Source organism: Streptomyces sp. NPDC055189 (genome assembly GCF_053606765.1).
Window position 1 is genome coordinate 1 of sequence record NZ_JBSGSG010000024.1, and the last position, 17,358, is coordinate 17,358.

The window sequence follows — 17,358 nt, forward strand, 5'->3', positions numbered from 1 at the left end:
CCCCGATCTTCGAGCTGGTCGACTACGGCGTGGTCGGCGACCTCTTCGACGTCGTCCCCGCCCTCACCGACGAGGTCAACACCCGCAAGGGCTGAACGCGGGATCAGCGAGGGCCGCGGAGGGCAGAGGCAAGGTCGTCGAGGTGCTGTGCGACCGGGCCCAGCGTGAGCAGGCCGCTGCCAGCCCCCGCCAACTCCCCTGTGGCGGGGGCGAGTTCCGCTAGGACGCGCTCCATCATCTTCCTGTCGTCGACGGCGATCGCCGCTCGCCCCGCCAGGCACCACAGGGCTTCGAGCAGGAGGTCGCGGGGCGGGTCCGGGAGGCGGCGCAGCGCCTGCGCCGCCTCGTCGCGGCCGTCTTGGGACAGCAGAACCAGGGGGCGGGTCCAGGGTTCGTAGGGCCCCCAGTCCGTACTGTCGTCCAGTCCCTCGCCGATCCGTACGTCGGCCGAGGCGGGCGGCTCATTCCGTAGGCGCAGGCACAGCAGGGCGAGCGGGAGCAAACCGCGTTCCAGGCCGGGCATGCCCGCGCCGTCCAGTCGCGCGGCTGCCTCCCGGTAGGCGGCCTCGGCTGCCGGTGTCCGTCCTGTGGCGGCGAGCCGCAGCGCCGCGTACCAGTCGGTGAACACGCCCACCAGCGGCAGCTCATGACGCTCCGCCAGGAGATCCGCGGCTTTCGCATGGCCGTCTGCTCCGGAGAAGTCCGCCAGTGCGCTGCGGGCCTGGAGGCGGATGAGGTGGCCCGTGACTTCGTAGGTGGTCAGGCCGTTCCGGGCGGACAGGGAGACCAGCTCGGCACCGATCGCATCCCGGTGGGACGCTAGCCCCGCGCGCGAAAAGGTCTGCATGAAAAGGCCGTTGAGGGTGAACGCCAGAAGCGCGGGGTCGTCGAGGCTGCGGGCGATCTCCTCGGCCTGGCGGGCGGCCTGGGGTCCGCGCGCCGAGCTCGTGCCGCGCGACTCCAGGGCAATCGTGGCAAGCAGGCGGGCCCGGGCCGCCGGGTGCGCGTCCGGGCGGAGCGCGGCCAGGGTGCGTTCAGCCGCCGCCACGACCTGCGCGGCCTGCCGTGGATCATCGACGCGGGTCCAGATCGCCGGGACGTCGTACGCTCCGATCACGCGGGCGGTGAGCTCGGCGTCGCCCAGTTCCTCGGCGGCCTCGATGGCCGCCACGCGGTGCTCGCGGGCCGCTTCGAGGCCGCCGCCTCCGGTCACCGCCAGGTTGCGCAGCAGGCCGACCGTGGAGTCGAGGCGGGCCCGGGCGCCGGACGCCACGGTCCGGTCGTAGGCGGTGGCGGCCAGGGCCCACACCCGTTCCGCGGCGTCGGCGGGCCGGGGCGGCACGGGGTCCAGGTGGCGGGCCTGGCCGAGGATGTCCGCCTCCAGGCGGCGCAGCGCGGGGCCGGGGTCCACGCCGAGCTGCTCGACCAGGAGGGCACGGGCCCGGCGCAGGACCGTGAGCGCGTCGCCCTGGCGGCCGGTGCGGTAGAGCGCGAGGGCGAGGAGCCGCCAGGCGTCCTCGCGCCAGGGGTGCTCGGCCACGTGCGCGTCCAGGTCCGGCACCGCGTCGGCGGCGCGCCCCAGGTCGAGGCGTGCTCCGGCCCGGAGCTCGACGGCGTGCAGGCGCAGTTCGCCGAGGCGGGAGCGCTCGGAGCGGGCCCAGGGCTCCTCCGCGAACTCGGCGTAGGCGGAACCGCGCCACCAGCCAAGGGCCTCCTCCATGCGGTCGAGGGCGTCCTGCGGCGGCAGGCTCGCGGCGTCCGTCACCGCCTGCTCGAAGCGCCAGGCGTCCACCGCTCCGGGCTCGGCGCGCAACGCGTACCCCGGCCCCTCGGTGACGAGCAGCCGGGCCGGGGTGCGGGGCGGACGCTCGGGTTCGATGGCCCGGCGCAGGGCGGCCACGAAGGTGCGTACCGCCCCGACCGCGTCCCGTGGCGGCTCCGCCCACAGGTCCTCGACAAGGCGGGCCACGGGGACGACGTGACGGCGGGCGACGATCAGCCGGGCGAGCACCGCGCGGTGCCGCGGGCCCTTCAGCGCGATGGGGCTCCCGGCACCGTCCCCGGCCACCACAGGACCGAGGACCCCGAACGCGACCTGCACGCTTGACCAGCCTCCTGTGGGCATCTTCGTGGCGACTTCATGGGCATCGCCCCTGGTCACGGTAGCGCGCTCATTGGATGCTCATCGGCGCCCGGCAGGCTCGGAAGCAGTTGTTCCGCCACCGTTGTCCCGCCACCGCGAAGGAAGCGAATCATGAGCCCCGCCATCGAGAACTTCACCTACCGGCGCGTCCCCGTCGCAGAGGGCGTCACCCTGAACGTCGCCGTCGGCGGCTCGGGCCCGCCGGTCGTGCTCCTGCACGGCTTCCCGCAGACCCATCTGATGTGGCGGCATGTCGCCGCCGATCTGGCCGTCGACCACACGGTGATCTGCCCCGATCTGCGCGGTTACGGGGCGAGCGACAAGCCCGCGGAAACGGACGGCACCACGTACTCCAAGCGCACCATGGCCGCGGACGTCGTCGCCCTGGCGCGGGCGCTTGGCCACGAGCGCTTCGCCCTTGCCGGACACGATCGCGGCGCCCTGGTCGCGTTCCGTGCCGGGCTCGACCACCCCGGTACGGTCACGCACCTCGCCTGCCTCGACGTGCTGCCCACGCTGGACATGTGGGACGTGATGCACGGCGTCACCGCCGCCGTCGGCTTCCACCTCTACCTGATGGCCCAGCCTCCCGGCCTGCCGGAACAGATGATCGCCGCATCGCCCGACGCGTTCTTCGGGCACTTCCTCGACATCTGGGCGAACGACCCGCAGGCCGTTCCCGCCGACGTACGCGCCGCCTATCTGGACGCCTGCCGCGCCGCGGTGCCCTCGATCGTGGCCGACTACCGCGCCTCCGCCGGTATCGACGTCGACCAGGACCGGGCCGACAAGGACGCCGGCAACCGGCTGAAGATGCCGGTCGCCGTGCTCCAGCAGGACTGGGGCGCAGCGCTCGGCTTCGACGCGGCGGCCCTGTGGAGCGCTTGGGCGCCGGATCTGCGGCACACTCCCGTCACCTGCGGCCACTTCATGGCCGAGGAAGCCCCCGCCGAGATCGCCGGGGCACTGCGGGACCTCCTCGCCCGCTGAAGCGCGGCCCTCCCCCGACAAGTCGATCAGGCACAAGTCGCCAACGGGCCAAGGGAGAAGACGCGGTGGAGCACAGTCGTCGACCTGTGGGGCGGCGTCGCGGACGCGCGGACCGGGCACCCGTGGGACGAGCACACGGTCGTCCCCGTCTTCTCCTGCGCCAAAGGCGTCGTCAGTGTCTGCGTCCATCTCCTCGCCCAGGAGGGGCGCCTGGACCTCGACGCTCCGGTGGCCGGGTACTGGCCGGAGTTCGCGCGCGGCGGCAAGGAGACCGTCACCGCACGCATGGTCCTCGCGCACCGCGCAGGGCTCCCCGCCCTCGACCGCTCCCCGCGCTTCGAGGAGATCACCGAGTGGACGCCGGTGGTCCGCGCGATCGAGGAGCAGGGGCCGCTCTGGGAGCCGGGCACCGCCCACGAATACCACGGGCACACCTTCGGCTTCGTGCTCGGCGAGCTGATCCGCCGCGTCACCGGGCTCACTCCGGGCGCGTACTTCCGCGAAGCCATCGGCGACGGACTCGGTCTGCGCACCTGGATCGGCCTGCCGGAGAAGGAGGTCGCCCACCTGGCCCGGCTGTCCGAGGCGGAGGGCCGGCCGGGGAACCCGGACCCCGAGTCCCTGATCATGCGGATCGTGACCATGAGGGAGCGTTCGCCTTCCCCGGCCTCGACGAACCGCACGGCTGGAACGACCCCGCGCTGCTGCGCGCCGAGATTCCCGGCGCGGGCGCGGTGTCCTCGGCGCGCTCGCTGGCGACGCTGTACGCGGCGGCCGCGACGGGGGTCGACGGCTCGGCGCGGCTGCTCACGCGGGAGACCGTCACCGGTGCGCTGCGAGAGCTCACCGCTGGCCCGTCGTGGTCCGGGTTCCCCGACCTCGGAGCCCGCTGGGGTTCGGGATTTCTGCTCGACGCCCCGCAGTTCAGGCCGATGCTGGGCGGGCGGAGCTTCGGCAACGACGGATCGGGCGGGCAGTTCGCCTTCGGGGACGACGAGTTCGGCGTGGGCTTCGCCTACACCGCCAACCGGATGATCGGCCACGGCGACGCGCGGTCCGCGCGGCTCGTCGGGGCGGTCAAGGAGTGTCTGTCGCGCGCATGAGCCTGCCGCCCCGTCGGTGTGCGCCGATCGGCACGGCCACCACTCGGAGCAGCGGAACAGGACAGTAACGGCAGATATCCGGTAAGCCGGACAGATGGACATGCGCACGGCACCCGCTGACCGGGTGCGTATGCTCGCCGCAGATTTCTGTTCGCGGATTTCTGTTATCGCCGTGCGCTCCTGCGATCTCCCAGGTGTAAGGCCACAACGTGCCGACGAAGAAAGCGAGTGAGGCATTCCATGATCGGTGAACACGATCCTCTGGTGACGGCGGCGCAGACCGGGGACCAGCAGGCGCAGGACGACCTGGTGGCCGGATACCTGCCGCTGGTCTACAACATCGTCGGGCGGGCGCTCGACGGCCACGCCGACGTCGACGACGTGGTGCAGGAAACCATGCTGCGGGCGCTCGCCGGCCTGTCCTCGCTCCGCGATCCGGCGAGCTTCCGGTCCTGGCTCGTGGCCATCGCCATGAACGAGATCCGCAGGCACTGGCAGCAGCGCTCGTCGGGGCAGAAGAACCCGAGCCCGCTCCACGAGGCGCACGATGTCGTGGATCCGGGCGCGGACTTCGTCGACCTGACCATCATCCGGCTCGGCCTGGTGGGCCAGCGCCGGGAGGTGGCCGAGGCCACCCGCTGGCTGGACACTGACGACCGCGCGCTCCTGTCGCTGTGGTGGCTGGAGGTCTCCGGCGAGCTCACCCGTGCGGAGGTCGCCTCCGCCATGGAGCTGCCGACGCAGCACGCCACCGTCCGGGTGCAGCGGATGAAGACCCAGCTGGAGACGGCCCGGATCGTGGTCCGCGCGCTCGCCGCGGAGCCCCGGTGCCCGTATCTGAGCGACGTGGCGGCCACCTGGGACGGCGTTCCTTCCTCCCTCTGGCGCAAGCGCCTGGCCCGGCACGTCCGGGACTGCGCGATGTGCTCCGGTCACGGCGCGGGCCTGGTGCTCGCCGAGCGCCTTCTCGTGGGTGTGGCCCTGGTGCCGCCGACCGCCGCCCTCGCCGCTCCGGGTGCGATACGCGCGGTGAACGCGGCCGACGCGCACCACCTGGCGGGCTCCGCGCACATATCGCCCGACGCGCACACCACGGCCGGGAACACGTACGAGATATCCGGCGCCCGCAGCGCCCCGGCGAGACATGCCGCGCAGCGTCACCACCGGATACCGCGCAAGGGCCGTACGGTCGCCGCCGGACTGGCCGTGCTGGTCGTCGCGACCGGCGTCATCTACTCGGCCACGCGCCCCTCGGACGACGAACAGACCGAAGCGGAGCCGCTCACCGCCTCCCAGCCGCCCTCCTCGGTCGCCCCCACCACCACATCCCCCACGCCGAGCAAGTCACCCTCCGCCTCCCCCAGCAAGACGAAGAAGAAGTCCTCCCCCAAGCCCTCGCCGTCGAAGACGAAGACGAAGGCGCCGAAGCCGAAGGCGACCCCGAAGCCCACCCGCACCAGCAGCGCACCCCAGGCGCCGGAGGCACCGGCGGGGAACTCGTACAGCGCGGAGGTCACGCGGCTCGTGAACGCCGAGCGCGCCAAGAGCGGCTGCGGGGCGGTGACCCTCAACAGCAAGCTGGGCGACGCGGCGCAGGGCCACTCCGAAGACATGGCGGAGCGCGACTTCTTCGACCACACCAACCCCGACGGCAAGGACCCCGGCGACCGGGTCACGGCGGCCGGCTACCGGTGGACCACCTACGGAGAGAACATCGCCGCGGGCCAGCGCACCCCGGCCGCCGTCATGGACTCCTGGATGAACAGCTCCGGGCACAAGGCCAACATCCTCAACTGCTCCTTCAAGGAGATCGGCATCGGCTACCGGCAGGGCAGCGGCGGCCCCTGGTGGACGCAGAACTTCGGCGCGCGGTGAGCACCGCCCGCACGGGTCGTCGGGGCGGCGTCCGACGGGCGCGGGTGCCTGCGCTCGCATAGCGTGACACCAACAGGAACCCCTCATGAGGAGGCCCTCGCGATGTCCGCGTACCCGGAAGGCACGCCCTGCTGGGCGGACGCGATGTTCCCTGACGTGGAGGCGGCGAAGAGCTTCTACGGCGAACTGCTCGGCTGGACGTTCGACTCCGGCTCGGAGGAGTTCGGCGGCTACACGCAGGCACGCTCGGACGGCAGGGCCGTGGCCGCGGTCGTCCCGCAGATGCAGGGCGTGGAGGGTCCCGCCGCCTGGAACCTCTACTTCGCCTCGCCCGATGCCGCCGCCACCGCCGCGAAGATCCGGGACAACGGCGGAACCCTCGCCGTCGAGCCGATGCAGGTCGGCGAGTTCGGCACCATGGCGACGGCCCGGGAGCCGAGCGGCGCGTACTTCAGCGTCTGGCAGGCGGGCGCCCACGAAGGCTTCGAGAAGGTGGGCGAGACCGGCGCGTACTGCTGGGCGGAGCTCACCACGCGGGACCCGGCGGCGGCGGACGCGTTCCTGCCCTCCGTGTTCCCCTTCGAGGTGCGGACGATGGACGTCGACGACGTCGACTATCGCGTCTTCCAGGTCGGTGGCCGGCCGGTCCTCGGCCGGCTCAAGATGACCGCGGACTTCCCGCCGGACGTGCCGCCGTTCGTCAACGTGCACTTCGCCGTGGACAACTGCGATGCCGCGATCGTCACCGTCACCAAGCTCGGCGGGCGGCTGCTCTCCGGTCCGATGGACAGCCCCTTCGGCCGGTTCGCCACGGTCGCCGACCAGCAGGACGCCGCCTTCAGCATCGTCGATCTGTCGACCACGGAGGGCGAGATGCCCTCGTTCGCCTGAGGTCCCCCGTGCTTACGGCGCCCGGGTGAACGCCCGGCGGTAGGAGCGGGGCGGCACGCCGCGGCGGCGTACGAACTGCTCGCGCAGGACGGCCGCGCTGCCGTACCCGACCCGGCGGGCGATCTCCTCCACCGGTAGTTCCGTGGTCTCCAGGAGCTCCTCCGCGCTGCTCAGTCTCAGGTTGACCAGCCAGGCGTGCGGGGTGGTGCCGGTCGCGGCGGTGAAGCGGCGGGCGAAGGAGCGTCTGCTCATCAGGGCGCGGCGGGCCAACTCCGCTACGGGCAAGGGTTCGTGGAGGTGCTCGCGGGCCCAGGCGAGCACCTCGGCGAGCCGCTCGTCCCGGCAGTCCTCGGGTGCGGGAGCGGCGAGGTACTGGGCCTGTCCGCCGTCGCGGTGGGAGGGCAGGACCAGGTCGCGGGCGATGGTGTTGGCCGTCGCCGCGCCGTACTCGCGCCGCAGCAGATGCAGACTGAGGTCGAAGCCCGCGGCCGCGCCCGCGCCCGTGACGACCTGCCCCTCGTCGATGTACAGGGCCCCGGCCTCGACGGTGACGCCCGGATGACGCCGGGCAAGGAGCTCGGCGAAGCGCCAGTGAGTCGTGGCACGCCGCCCGTCGAGCAGCCCCGCAGCGGCCAGGGCGAACGCGCCGACGCAGTGCCCCGCGACCAGCCCGCCCCGCGCGTGCACGGCGGTCAGCGCGTCGAGCACCGCGGGCGCGGGCGGCGTACGGAAGCCGGCCCAGGGCAGGGCGATCACGAGATCGGCGGCGGCGAGCCGTTCCAGGCCGTGCTCCACGGCGATCGGTACCCCGGTGTCGGTACGGACAAGCCCAGGACGGTCGGTGCACAGGGCGAAGTCGAAGCGGGGCAGGCCACCGCCCCGCTCGTCGAACACCTCGGAGACGATGCCGGCGCCGAGGATGCCGACGCCCGTCGGGGCGTAGGCGGCGATGGTCACGAAAGGCGGCATACGCGAGTGTGGCACGACGCGTGGCACGTTTCCTGCGATCAGTGGCAGAAGGGCCACTCGTTGCGGGGCGGGCCGCCCGGAAGACTCATCGGCATGACGAACACGCAGACAGACGCGCAGACGCACGCACCGGCAGACGCCCAGGCGGATGCCCCGGTCGGCCGCAGCGCCGTATTCACGATCCTGACCACCGGCTACACGGGCTCCACCGGCCCCGGAGTCGCCGCCACCGTCTCCTATGTCCGCGACGCCGACCGGCACGTGATCGTCGATCCGGGCATGGTGGCGAGCCGGGACCGGATCCTGGGCCCGCTCGCGGAGTTGGGCCTCGGCCCGGACGACATCACCGATGTGGTGCTCAGCCACCATCACCCGGACAACACGATGAACGTGGGCCTGTTCGGCCGGGCCAGGGTCCACGACCACAAGGCGATCTACGAGAACGACCAGTGGACCGACCGGGACGCCGAGGGCTACGAACTCGCCCCGTCCCTGCGGCTGATACGCACTCCGGGGCACAGCCGCGAGGACATCACGCTGCTCGCGGGAACGGCCGAGGGCACGATCGCGTTCGTGGGCGACCTGTGGTGGCGGCCGAACGGCCCGGTGGACGACCCGGTGGCCCCGGACCACACGCTGCTGCGGACGTCACGCCTGCGGGTGCTCGCCGCCGCGGATGTGATCGTGCCGGGTCACGGAGGCGCCTTCGGCGCCGACGAGTCGGCGCCGCTCTAGGCGTTCTCACAGCCTCCGCCAGCGCGCCGAGGCGAAGGAGAAGACCCCGAAGAGGACGAGGCCTGCCGCGACGGCGGCAAGCAGCCACGGTCCTGCGGGGGTGTGCGAGAAGCTGCGCAGCGTCGCGTCCACGCCCTTGGCCTCGTCGGGGTCGGCCTGCCAGGCCGCCGTGAGGATGAAGACGCCCGCCGCGGCGAACACGGCGCCGCGTGCGACACCGCCGGTCACGCCCAGGACGGTGACGACCTGCCGAGCGCGGCCCTTGAGGGAGCGCATGTCGAGCTGGCGCAGGAAGCGGCGCATCATCGCCCGTACGGCGAGCACCACGCCGACGCCGATCAGCACACAGCCCGCGGCGCCCACCAGCTGGCGCCCGTAGGGGAGTTCGAGCGTGGTCGCCGTCCAGCCCTGCGACTGCTCGTCGCCGCTCGAGCCCCGGCTCTCCCCGGCGGCGTACGTGGCGGTCGCCCAGCAGACGGAGCCGTAGAAGACCGCCCTGCCGCCGTCGAGGGCACGCGATGCCTTCTTGCGGCGCGGGCCCCGCCTGCCCAGCGCGCGGGCGCCGCGCCACAGCGCCATGCAGCCGAAGCCGACGACCAGTGCCCACAGCATCACCTCGCCGAAGGGCTGTTCGCGGACCCGGGCCAACGCGCCCTGCCGGTCGGCCTGTTCACCGCTGCCGCCGAAGGCGATCTGCAGGGCCAGCGCACCGATCAGGACGTAGACGACGCCACGGGCGACGAAGCCGGCCCGGCCTGCCGCTGTCAGTGATTCGTTCTCCGCCGAGCGGCGCACCGCGGTCTTCTTGGTCCGGCCTCGTGAATGCACCCAAGACAGCGCCATCGTGTCCTCCCCGAAAACATGGGCGCACGGTACGCGCCAGGTCTCCGAGTGCCCCCGTCAGCGGCCGGTCATACCTGGCGGCTTCTCGCTCCGGGTCGTCAGATGACGCCGGAGAGCGTGAAGCCGGCCGCCAGCAGGCCGAAGCTCACCGGCGCGACCACGAGGACGGCCAGCAGCGGAAGCCATCCGATGAGCCCCTCGCGGACTCTGCGCCCCGCCTTGAGACGGCCCTGCGGGCGGCTCACTTCCGTTCGCAGGTCGAGGCGTTCGGCGGCTCGGTCCGACACGACCACGCCCGCACCCTGCGGCCTGCGCAGCAGAGCACCGCGCACCAGGGCGTCGACCGTCTCGTCGCTGCCCGCGAGCTTGTCGAGGACGATCCGCACGCCGTGTGCGTCGGTGAGGATCAGCCGGTCGTCGGTCCGGGTCTGGCCGGGCACCTCCATGCGGCCGACCTTGGTGAGTCGGGCGAGGTCGACGGTGCGCCGCCCGGTCAGGGTGCAGGCGGTCAGCAGTTCTTCGTCGCGTAGGCGGGCCCGCCAGCCCATCGGGGCGTACGCCGCCACCAGGACGCTGATGAACGGCGAGAGCAGGTTGAGGAAGAGGAATCCGTCGTCGATCAACCGGGCCCGGACCAGCACGATCGGCACTGCGAAGAGAAGGAGCGGTGCGAGGAGGGCGACGACGTCGGACACGCGCCGCGCCGTTCGCCCTTGCCCGCGAAACACCTCAACCTGTCCGGCGGAGTCGGCCCTGGTCCCACGCGCGTTGATCGTCACGGCGGAGACGCTATCGCGTGCGCGTACGGAGCTCCGCGGACACCCGGCGACAGCCGCTCAGAGCAGGGCCCCGCCGGACCTGGATCCCGGTGGCTGCGCGGTGATGTGCGGGCATCCCTCGTCTCCCGGCACGAAGTCCACGCCCGTCTCCTCGGCCATCGCGGCGAAGAATTTCCGGCCCTGGGAGGACTGCCGGGAGGTGGACCACTCGTACGCGGGCCAGGGGTCCGCGGCGCGGTGCAGTGCCTCGCGGCCCAGGCCCATGCCCTGCCAGGGCCCCGCGATCGCGATCGTGTTGACGTGGGCGGCGCCGCACAGATGGCACACCTGATACTCGACGTGCCCGATGTCGCGGCCCTTGCCGTCCAGGAGCGTGATGACCTGGCAGCCCGCCGCCACCGCCGCCGGGGCCCACCGGTAGGTGACCGCCTGCGGGCAGGGAGGAGGCGGTCTTCGGAACTTCACGGCGCCGCGCTCGCGCGTGCCGGGTGACGGTGCGTGACTACGTCGGCACGGGACATGGCGAGCACAGTAGCCACAGGAGACGACACCCGTACATCCCCGTTACGAGTGCTTCTCGATGCTCCGAGGGGCGCGTCGAGGGCTGTTTCGGGGGCCATCAGGCGGGCTGCCGCGGTTCCATCAGGCGGGCAAGGAGATCGTCGAGGCTGACCAGGCCGGTGAGGCGGCCCGACTCGTCGCAGAGCACGGCGAGCGAGGCGCGGCGGCGGCGCAGTTCCTCCACGGCGTGGGCCACGGTGTCGTCGGCGGCCAGTTCCGCTACGGGCCGCGCCAGTTCGCGGGCGGTCAGGGAGCGGCTGCGGGCGCGGGCCACCAGGGCGTCGCGGGCGTGCACCGAGCCCAGAACGCTGCCGCCGTCCCTGACGAGCAGCCGGGTGCGGTCGCTCGCCGCGGCCACCTCCAGGATCTCGTCGATGCTCGCGTCGGCCGGGACGGACGTGATCTGCGAGGCGGCGGTCTGGAGGTCGCCGACCGCGGTCAGCGGCGCCGTGAGCGAGGTGGTGATGAGCCCGGAGTCGGTCTCGCTGATCAGGCCGAGCCGCCACGACTCCTGGACCAGGTGCGTGAGTTGCTCGCGGTTGTGCACCGAGGTGAGCTCGTCGCGCGGGGTGACCTTGCACAGGCGTACGAGTGCGTTGCTGACCCTGTTGAGGACGCCGAGCAGCGGGCGCACGACCTTGACCACGGCCCGGAAGGGCGGCGTGAGCAGCATCGCCGAGCGCTCGGGGTGGGCGATGGCCCAGGACTTGGGTGCCATCTCGCCGACGACCATGTGCAGGAACACCACGACGACCATGGCGAGCGCGAAGGCGATGCCGTAGCTGACTCCGGCGGGCAGGCCCAGCTTCGCCAGGAGCGGGTCGAGTTCGTGGGAGATGGCGGGCTTGGAGACCGAGCCGAGGCCCAGGGTGCAGACGGTGATGCCCAGTTGGGCACCGGCGAGCATCAGGGACAGTTCCCGCATGCCCGCGAGCGCGGACTTGGCGCCGCGCTGCCCGGCGGCGACCGCGCGCTCCATGCGGTGGCGTTTGGCGGCGACCAGGGCGAACTCGGCCGCGACGAAGAAGCCGCTGGCGATCAGCAGCAGGACGGTGACGAAGAGGGCGAGGGGGAAACTCATGCGGAGGCCTCCTCGGCGGTCGGCGTGTGCGCACCCGGCAGGCGCTCGATCCGTACGCGCTCGGGTACGTGCCGGTCCAGGCCCAGCACGGCGACGGCGACACGGCTGCCGTCGGACAATTGCACGGTCAGGCGGTCGCCGATGGCCGGGAAGCGGCCGAGCCGGTCCACGATGAGGCCGGCCACGGTGTCGTAGTCGTCCTCCTCGGGCAGGTCGATGCCGGTCGCGTCGGCCACCTCGTCCAGGCGGCGGCCCGCGTCGACGAACCAGCCGCTGCCGTCCGCGACCGCGAGTTCGACGACGGTGTCGGACTCGTCGGCGATGTCACCGACGAGCTCTTCGGCGATGTCCTCGTACGTCACGATGCCCGCCACGCCCCCGTGCTCGTCGAGGACGACGGCGAACTCGTCGTCCCGCTCGCGCATCTGCGCCACCGCGCCCGGCAGCGGCAGGGTGTCGGGCAGCAGCAGGGGCCGGCGGGCCTGTTCGCCCGCCGTGGTGCCGGCGAAGCGGTCGGCGGGCAGCCGCATCAGCTCGCGCACCCCGATGACGCCCGCGACGTCGTCGGGGTGGTCGCCCATGACGGGGTAGTTGGAGTGCCCGTGCCCGGCGATGAGCCGTACCGCCTCGTCGGCGGTGGCGTCCTTGCGCACGAACGTGACGTCCGCCCGCGGCACGAGGACCTCGCCCAGTGTGCGCTCGGAGAACTCCAGGGCGTGGTCGAGAAGTTCGGCGCTCTCGCGCGGCAGCTGGCCGTGTTCGTGGGACTCGCCGATGAGGTGGCTGAGCTCTTCGAGCGTGGCGCCGTGGTGCAGCTCTTCGACGGGCTCGATGCCGATCCTGCGCAGCAGCCGGTCGGCCGCGCCGTCGAAGACACGGACGACGGGTCCGACGACCTTCAGATACGTCAGCGTGGAGGCGGCAAGGGACTTCGCGAGCCGTTCGGGCACGGCGAGCGCGAGGTTCTTGGGGGCGAGCTCGCCCACGACCATCTGGAGCACGGTGGCGACGACGAAGCCGAGGACCACGGAGAGCGCGGAGACGACGCCGTCCGAGAGGCCGGTGCCGTCCAGGGCGGGCTTGAGGAGCCCGGAGACGGACGGCTCTGCGAGGAATCCGACGACCAGACCGGTGACGGTGATGCCCAGCTGGGCGCCCGACAGCATGAAGGAGAGCCGCCCGAGCACCTGCACGGCACGGGCCGCCCGCCGGTCGCCCGCTTCCGCCTCGCGGGCGAGGGCCAGGCGGTCCGCGGCCACGTAGGCGAACTCCTGGGCGACGAAGTATCCGGTGCCCGCGGTCAGGACGAGAACGGCGAGCAGACCGAGTACGGCGGACAGCAACAGTGGCTCCGTTCCGATGGAGGGACTCCGGTGCAGGGGCTCCTGTGAAGGGACTCCGGTGAATGAGCGTGCCCGTCACATTCTCGACGCGGCCGGGGCGTACCGCCACGTCGGACGGGGCGACGCCGCTGCCGCGCAACGACAGTGGGTGTAGAAGTTAATGGCTAACTTCTACACCCACTGTAAAAGAATCGCAAAATACCGGCCCCGGTCGCCACGAGGACGAGGATCCGAGGGCCTTCAGGAGGCCCGGCAGAGAACGGCGCAGCTCCCTGCTCCAGTACGGCGGGGAGTGGGTTCCCGCGTAGAAGTGCGTGGTCACCGGGACTCCGGTCGCCGTCAGGCGGGCGGCCAGCGTGCTGGACTCCTCCCCCATGATCGCTTCGGTCGGCGAGATCACGTCCTCGGGGAAGGGGTCCGCCGGGTCCTCGAGACCCGGCACATGCGGGTCGGGTTCCACGTCCGGCGGGTCGAGGGCACCCGCGGTGCCGTCCCCGCTCGACAGGTGTACGGGGATGCCCCGGAGCCGCCCGGCGAGGTAGTAGGGATCGTGTGCCTGCCAGATGGCGCGCTGCGCGACAGGATCTCCCCAGAGCGCCTTCCAGTCCATGCCCATGTAGTCGAACCCTGCCTTGACCGCGTGGGGGTGCTGGAGCGGGTGGACGTAGCCGCTGTAGCCGGCCACGGCCCGGAACAGCCCCCGGTGGCGGGCGGCATAGGAGAGGGCGCCGAAGCCGCCCTGCGACTCACCCGCGGCCGCACGGCGGGTGCCGGCGCCGTAGTCCCGTTCGAGCAGCGGACGCACTTCGTCCAAGTGGAAGGACTCCACCCTTGGCGGGCCGCCCGCACCCTGGTTCCACCAGTCGCTGTAGAAGCCGAACACCGGCATCTCGGGCATCACCACGAGAACGTCGCGCAGCTGGGGCAGCTCGTCGATCGCGTAGTCCCGGGTCCAGGCCTCGGGGTCTCCGTGGCCGCCGGCGAGCAGATAGAGCACCGGCCAGCGGTCGCCGTGGGACCGCCGCTCCCAGCCGTCGGGGGTGAGGAGGCGCACCTTGGCGTCGCGTCCTAACGCAGCGGACCGCAGGGTCAGTTCCACCAGCCGCGGGGCGAGCCGCTGTTCGCGGATCACCTCGGGCGGGTTGCCGCCGACGCCGTCCACGGCGCCCGCTGCCTGCCGGGGAGCGAGGAGGGCCGACGTGAAGACCGTCGTAAGGGCGAGCAGCAGGCGTGCGAGCAGGGGGCGTGAGCGAAGCAGTCGTGAGGACCGCATGATGTTCCTCCGTGGAGTCCGAGAGCCTGGAGCCGGGGTGCGGGGCCCGGATGTCATACGTCGCGTCGGCGCAGGCGCCACGCAGCCGTGCCGAGCAGCAGCAAGCTGTACGCGGCGACCAGGCCGAGCGAGGGCCAGGCGCCGAGGCTGCCGACCGTCTCCGGGTCGGCGTCGGAGGTCTGCGTGAGCTTCTCCAGTGCGGCCGTCGGTGTCGCCCCAGCGACCCAGCGCTGGAGATCGCCGAGCAGCGGGCCGAACAGGGACGGCAGCAGCAGGACGCCGACCACCGTGACGACGGCTCCCGCCGAGTGCTTCAGGAGCGTGCCGACCGCCAGGCCGAGGAGCCCGACGAGCGCGAAGAGCCCGGCGATGCCGAACAGCGCGGGCAGCGGCTCCCCCGGGGCGTACTTGCCGTCCTCCAGGACCGCGCCGCCGATGAGATACGCCGCCGTGCAGGAGACGAGCCCGGTGGCGTACAGGAGGAAGGCGAGGAGAGCCGCCTTCGCGGCGAGCACCCGGCCGCGGCGCGGTACGGCGGTGAGGGTGGCGGCGATGGTGCCGCTCGCGTACTCGCCGCACACGGTCAGCGCGCCCACCGCGCCCGCGACCATCAGCGAGACGACGCTGAGGGTGAGGCTGCCGCCGAGCACGGTGTCGTCGGGCTGCAGGCTGCCGCTCAGGCCGACGAACACCGCTCCGACGACGGTCAGCAGGCCGGTCGTCAGGAGGGTCCAGCGGGTCGAGCGCAGGCCCGCGAACTTGGTCCACTCGAAGGCGAGGGCCGCGCGGAAGCCGGGGGCGGGCGGGGTTGTTGTCGCTGCGGGGGTCGTGGGCGTCGTAGCCGTTGTAGTCGTCGTGGTCACCGGATCGGCTCCTTTGCCTCTCGTGCCTCTCGTGCCTCTTGTCGTGCCTCTTGCTCGGCTTCGTGCGTGGTCGTCGCCGTGCCCCGGTACTCCACCGACGCCCGCGTCATGTCGGTGTAGACCTCCTCCAGGGAGGAGAGGACCGGGGTGAGTTCATGGACCGCCAGGCCGTGGGTGCGGGCCAGTTCGCCGATCTCGGCGGGTGTCAGGCCGCCGACCCGCCACCCGCCGCGCGCGTCCAGGCGCACGGTCGCTCCCGCCGCCTCGAGCAGGACCCGCATGCGCTGCGACTCGGCGTCGGGTGTGCGCAGGAGGGTGCCGCCCCGGGAGTTGGTCTCGATGAAGTCCCTCATGTCCGTGTCCGCGAGGAGCCGCCCGCGGCCGATCACGATCAGGTGATCGGCGGTCAGTTCCATCTCGCTCATGAGGTGACTGGAGAGGAACACCGTCCTGCCGTCGGCGGCGAGGGACTTGAGCAGGTCGCGGATCCAGCGGATGCCTTCGGTGTCAAGGCCGTTGACCGGCTCGTCGAGGATGAGGACGCCGGGGTCGCCGAGCAGCGCCGCCGCGATGCCCAGGCGCTGGCCCATCCCCAGGGAGAGCCCTTCCGCGCGCTGCCCCGCGACGTCCGTGAGGCCCACCGCTTCCAGGACCTCGTCGACCCGGCTGCCGCCGATTCCGTTGCTGCGGGCCAGGCCGAGGAGGTGCTGTCGCGCGGTGCGCCCGCCATGCACCGACCTGGCGTCCAGGAGGGAGCCGACCTCGCGGAGCGGTGCGGCGAGGCGGTCGTAGCGCCGCCCGTTGACCGTGACCGCGCCGCCACTGGGCTCGTCGAGGCCGAGGATCATGCGCATGGTGGTCGACTTTCCGGCGCCGTTCGGGCCGAGGAAGCCGGTCACGCGGCCGGGGCGGACGGTGAAGGTGAGCCGGTCGACGGCTGCCTTGCCGCCGTACCGTTTGGTGAGTTCCCGTGCTTCGATCATGCGGTCGACGCTACGGAGGGCGGGCACCCCCGGACATCTACCGAGGGGAGTCGGCCGCTACTCCCGGGGGAGTAGCCGACCGTCCCGCCCCGCCATGCCCCGTCCCGCCCCGCCATGCCCCGTCCCGCCCCGTCCCGCGCCGGGTCAGCCCTCGCCCGCGCGCACGAGCCCCGTCTCGTACGCGAGCACCACCAACTGCGCCCTGTCCCTGGCCCCGAGCTTCGTCATCGCCCTGCTGACGTGCGTCTTCGCAGTCAGCGGCGACATGAGCAGACGCGCGCCGATCTCGTCGTTCGCCAGACCACGGCCGACCAGCGCCAGCACCTCGCGCTCCCGGTCCGTCAGCGGATCGAGGAGCCGCAGCGCCTCGGCCTCCGGCGCCTTGAGCCGGGCGAACTCCTCGATCACCCGGCGGGTGACGCCGGGGGCCAGGAGGCTCTGCCCGGCGGCGACGGTGCGGATCGCGGTGCGCAGGTCGTCCGGTTCGATGTCCTTGAGCAGAAAGCCCGCGGCGCCCGCGCGCAGGGCCTCGAAGACGTACTCGTCGGCCTCGAAGGTCGTCAGGACAAGCACGCGTACGGCATCGAGGGCGCGGTCGGCGACGATACGACGGGTGGCTTCGAGGCCGTCGGCCCGCGGCATGCGGATGTCCATCAGGACGACATCGGGCCGGGTGGTGCGGGTCAGCTCCACCGCCGCGAGCCCGTCCGCCGCCTCCCCCACGACGGCCAGGTCATCGGTGAGGTCGAGCAGAGCCCGAAACCCCGCGCGGACGACGGTCTGATCATCGGCAAGGACCACCCGGATCCGCTCACTCATCCGACTCCCCCTCCGGACAGAGGCAACCGCCGCACCACCGAGGCGCTGCCCTCACCGCGCCCGTTCCGGGAACGCCGGCCATCGCCGCGCCCCACGACCGGACGGCA

General features: G+C 72.5%; 15 protein-coding genes and 1 pseudogene. 5 read left to right on the plus strand and 11 right to left on the minus strand.

Annotation, left to right across the window (positions count from 1 at the left end; translation table 11 throughout):
- Positions 1-103: 103 nt before the first annotated feature.
- On the minus strand, positions 104-2,101 hold the full coding sequence (locus ACWFR3_RS19280) for a BTAD domain-containing putative transcriptional regulator (RefSeq protein WP_453735864.1): 1,998 nt from the start codon (positions 2,099-2,101) through the stop codon (positions 104-106).
- 153 nt (positions 2,102-2,254) lie between these two features.
- On the opposite strand from ACWFR3_RS19280, the gene ACWFR3_RS19285 reads away from it, so the two are divergent.
- From ACWFR3_RS19285 to ACWFR3_RS19300, 4 genes and pseudogenes are all read left to right on the plus strand, one after another.
- Positions 2,255-3,133 (plus strand): alpha/beta fold hydrolase, encoded by an 879-nt coding sequence (locus ACWFR3_RS19285; RefSeq protein ID WP_453735800.1) that lies wholly within the window; start codon positions 2,255-2,257, stop codon positions 3,131-3,133.
- Between the two features lie 75 nt (positions 3,134-3,208).
- Positions 3,209-4,236: pseudogene (locus tag ACWFR3_RS19290) on the plus strand (serine hydrolase domain-containing protein); the annotation flags it as partial.
- 243 nt (positions 4,237-4,479) lie between these two features.
- Positions 4,480-6,111, plus strand: coding sequence for a sigma-70 family RNA polymerase sigma factor (locus tag ACWFR3_RS19295; protein ID WP_453735865.1), 1,632 nt, complete (start codon positions 4,480-4,482; stop codon positions 6,109-6,111).
- 102 nt (positions 6,112-6,213) lie between these two features.
- The gene (locus ACWFR3_RS19300) at positions 6,214-7,002 is read left to right on the plus strand and encodes a VOC family protein (protein WP_453735801.1); all 789 of its coding nucleotides are present in this window, start codon (positions 6,214-6,216) and stop codon (positions 7,000-7,002) included.
- 12 nt (positions 7,003-7,014) lie between these two features.
- On the opposite strand, the gene ACWFR3_RS19305 is transcribed toward ACWFR3_RS19300, so the two are convergent.
- Complete coding sequence (locus tag ACWFR3_RS19305; RefSeq protein ID WP_453735802.1) at positions 7,015-7,971, minus strand: GlxA family transcriptional regulator; 957 nt, start codon at positions 7,969-7,971, stop codon at positions 7,015-7,017.
- Positions 7,972-8,064: 93 nt separating this feature from the next.
- On the opposite strand from ACWFR3_RS19305, the gene ACWFR3_RS19310 reads away from it, so the two are divergent.
- Positions 8,065-8,706, plus strand: a complete 642-nt coding sequence (locus ACWFR3_RS19310; protein ID WP_453735803.1) for an MBL fold metallo-hydrolase — start codon at positions 8,065-8,067, stop codon at positions 8,704-8,706.
- Between the two features lie 6 nt (positions 8,707-8,712).
- On the opposite strand, the gene ACWFR3_RS19315 is transcribed toward ACWFR3_RS19310, so the two are convergent.
- From ACWFR3_RS19315 to ACWFR3_RS19355, 9 genes are all read right to left on the minus strand, one after another.
- Entirely contained in the window at positions 8,713-9,549 is an 837-nt protein-coding gene (locus ACWFR3_RS19315) for a DUF1206 domain-containing protein (RefSeq protein ID WP_453735804.1), read from the minus strand.
- Positions 9,550-9,647: 98 nt separating this feature from the next.
- Positions 9,648-10,244, minus strand: coding sequence for a hypothetical protein (locus ACWFR3_RS19320; RefSeq protein ID WP_453735805.1), 597 nt, complete (start codon positions 10,242-10,244; stop codon positions 9,648-9,650).
- Between the two features lie 141 nt (positions 10,245-10,385).
- Positions 10,386-10,793, minus strand: a complete 408-nt coding sequence (locus ACWFR3_RS19325; protein ID WP_453735806.1) for a GNAT family N-acetyltransferase — start codon at positions 10,791-10,793, stop codon at positions 10,386-10,388.
- A gap of 154 nt (positions 10,794-10,947) precedes the next feature.
- Positions 10,948-11,970 (minus strand): hemolysin family protein, encoded by a 1,023-nt coding sequence (locus ACWFR3_RS19330; protein WP_453735807.1) that lies wholly within the window; start codon positions 11,968-11,970, stop codon positions 10,948-10,950.
- A complete protein-coding gene (locus tag ACWFR3_RS19335; protein WP_453735866.1) occupies positions 11,967-13,310 on the minus strand; it encodes a hemolysin family protein in 1,344 nt (447 codons plus the stop codon). The genes ACWFR3_RS19330 and ACWFR3_RS19335 overlap by 4 nt, the downstream gene beginning before the upstream one ends.
- Before the next feature lie 160 nt (positions 13,311-13,470).
- Entirely contained in the window at positions 13,471-14,586 is a 1,116-nt protein-coding gene (locus ACWFR3_RS19340; protein WP_453735808.1) for an alpha/beta hydrolase, read from the minus strand.
- Positions 14,587-14,639: 53 nt separating this feature from the next.
- On the minus strand, positions 14,640-15,449 hold the full coding sequence (locus ACWFR3_RS19345; RefSeq protein ID WP_453735809.1) for an ABC transporter permease subunit: 810 nt from the start codon (positions 15,447-15,449) through the stop codon (positions 14,640-14,642).
- A complete protein-coding gene (locus ACWFR3_RS19350) occupies positions 15,446-16,432 on the minus strand; it encodes an ABC transporter ATP-binding protein (protein WP_453735810.1) in 987 nt (328 codons plus the stop codon). Before ACWFR3_RS19350 ends, ACWFR3_RS19345 begins: the two co-directional genes overlap by 4 nt.
- Before the next feature lie 144 nt (positions 16,433-16,576).
- Positions 16,577-17,251: a response regulator transcription factor gene (locus ACWFR3_RS19355; protein WP_453735811.1), complete on the minus strand. Its 675-nt coding sequence runs from the start codon at positions 17,249-17,251 to the stop codon at positions 16,577-16,579.
- Positions 17,252-17,358 lie beyond the last annotated feature (107 nt).

Bases quoted from the DNA above. Each gene is read 5' to 3' on its own strand.
- ACWFR3_RS19285 (WP_453735800.1), top strand. From the start codon at position 2,255: ATGAGCCCCGCCATCGAGAACTTCACCTACCGGCGCGTCCCCGTCGCA.
- ACWFR3_RS19300 (WP_453735801.1), top strand. From the start codon at position 6,214: ATGTCCGCGTACCCGGAAGGCACGCCCTGCTGGGCGGACGCGATGTTC.
- ACWFR3_RS19305 (WP_453735802.1), bottom strand. From the start codon at position 7,971: ATGCCGCCTTTCGTGACCATCGCCGCCTACGCCCCGACGGGCGTCGGC.
- ACWFR3_RS19310 (WP_453735803.1), top strand. From the start codon at position 8,065: ATGACGAACACGCAGACAGACGCGCAGACGCACGCACCGGCAGACGCC.
- ACWFR3_RS19315 (WP_453735804.1), bottom strand. From the start codon at position 9,549: ATGGCGCTGTCTTGGGTGCATTCACGAGGCCGGACCAAGAAGACCGCG.
- ACWFR3_RS19330 (WP_453735807.1), bottom strand. From the start codon at position 11,970: ATGAGTTTCCCCCTCGCCCTCTTCGTCACCGTCCTGCTGCTGATCGCC.
- ACWFR3_RS19340 (WP_453735808.1), bottom strand. From the start codon at position 14,586: ATGCGGTCCTCACGACTGCTTCGCTCACGCCCCCTGCTCGCACGCCTG.
- ACWFR3_RS19350 (WP_453735810.1), bottom strand. From the start codon at position 16,432: ATGATCGAAGCACGGGAACTCACCAAACGGTACGGCGGCAAGGCAGCC.
- ACWFR3_RS19355 (WP_453735811.1), bottom strand. From the start codon at position 17,251: ATGAGTGAGCGGATCCGGGTGGTCCTTGCCGATGATCAGACCGTCGTC.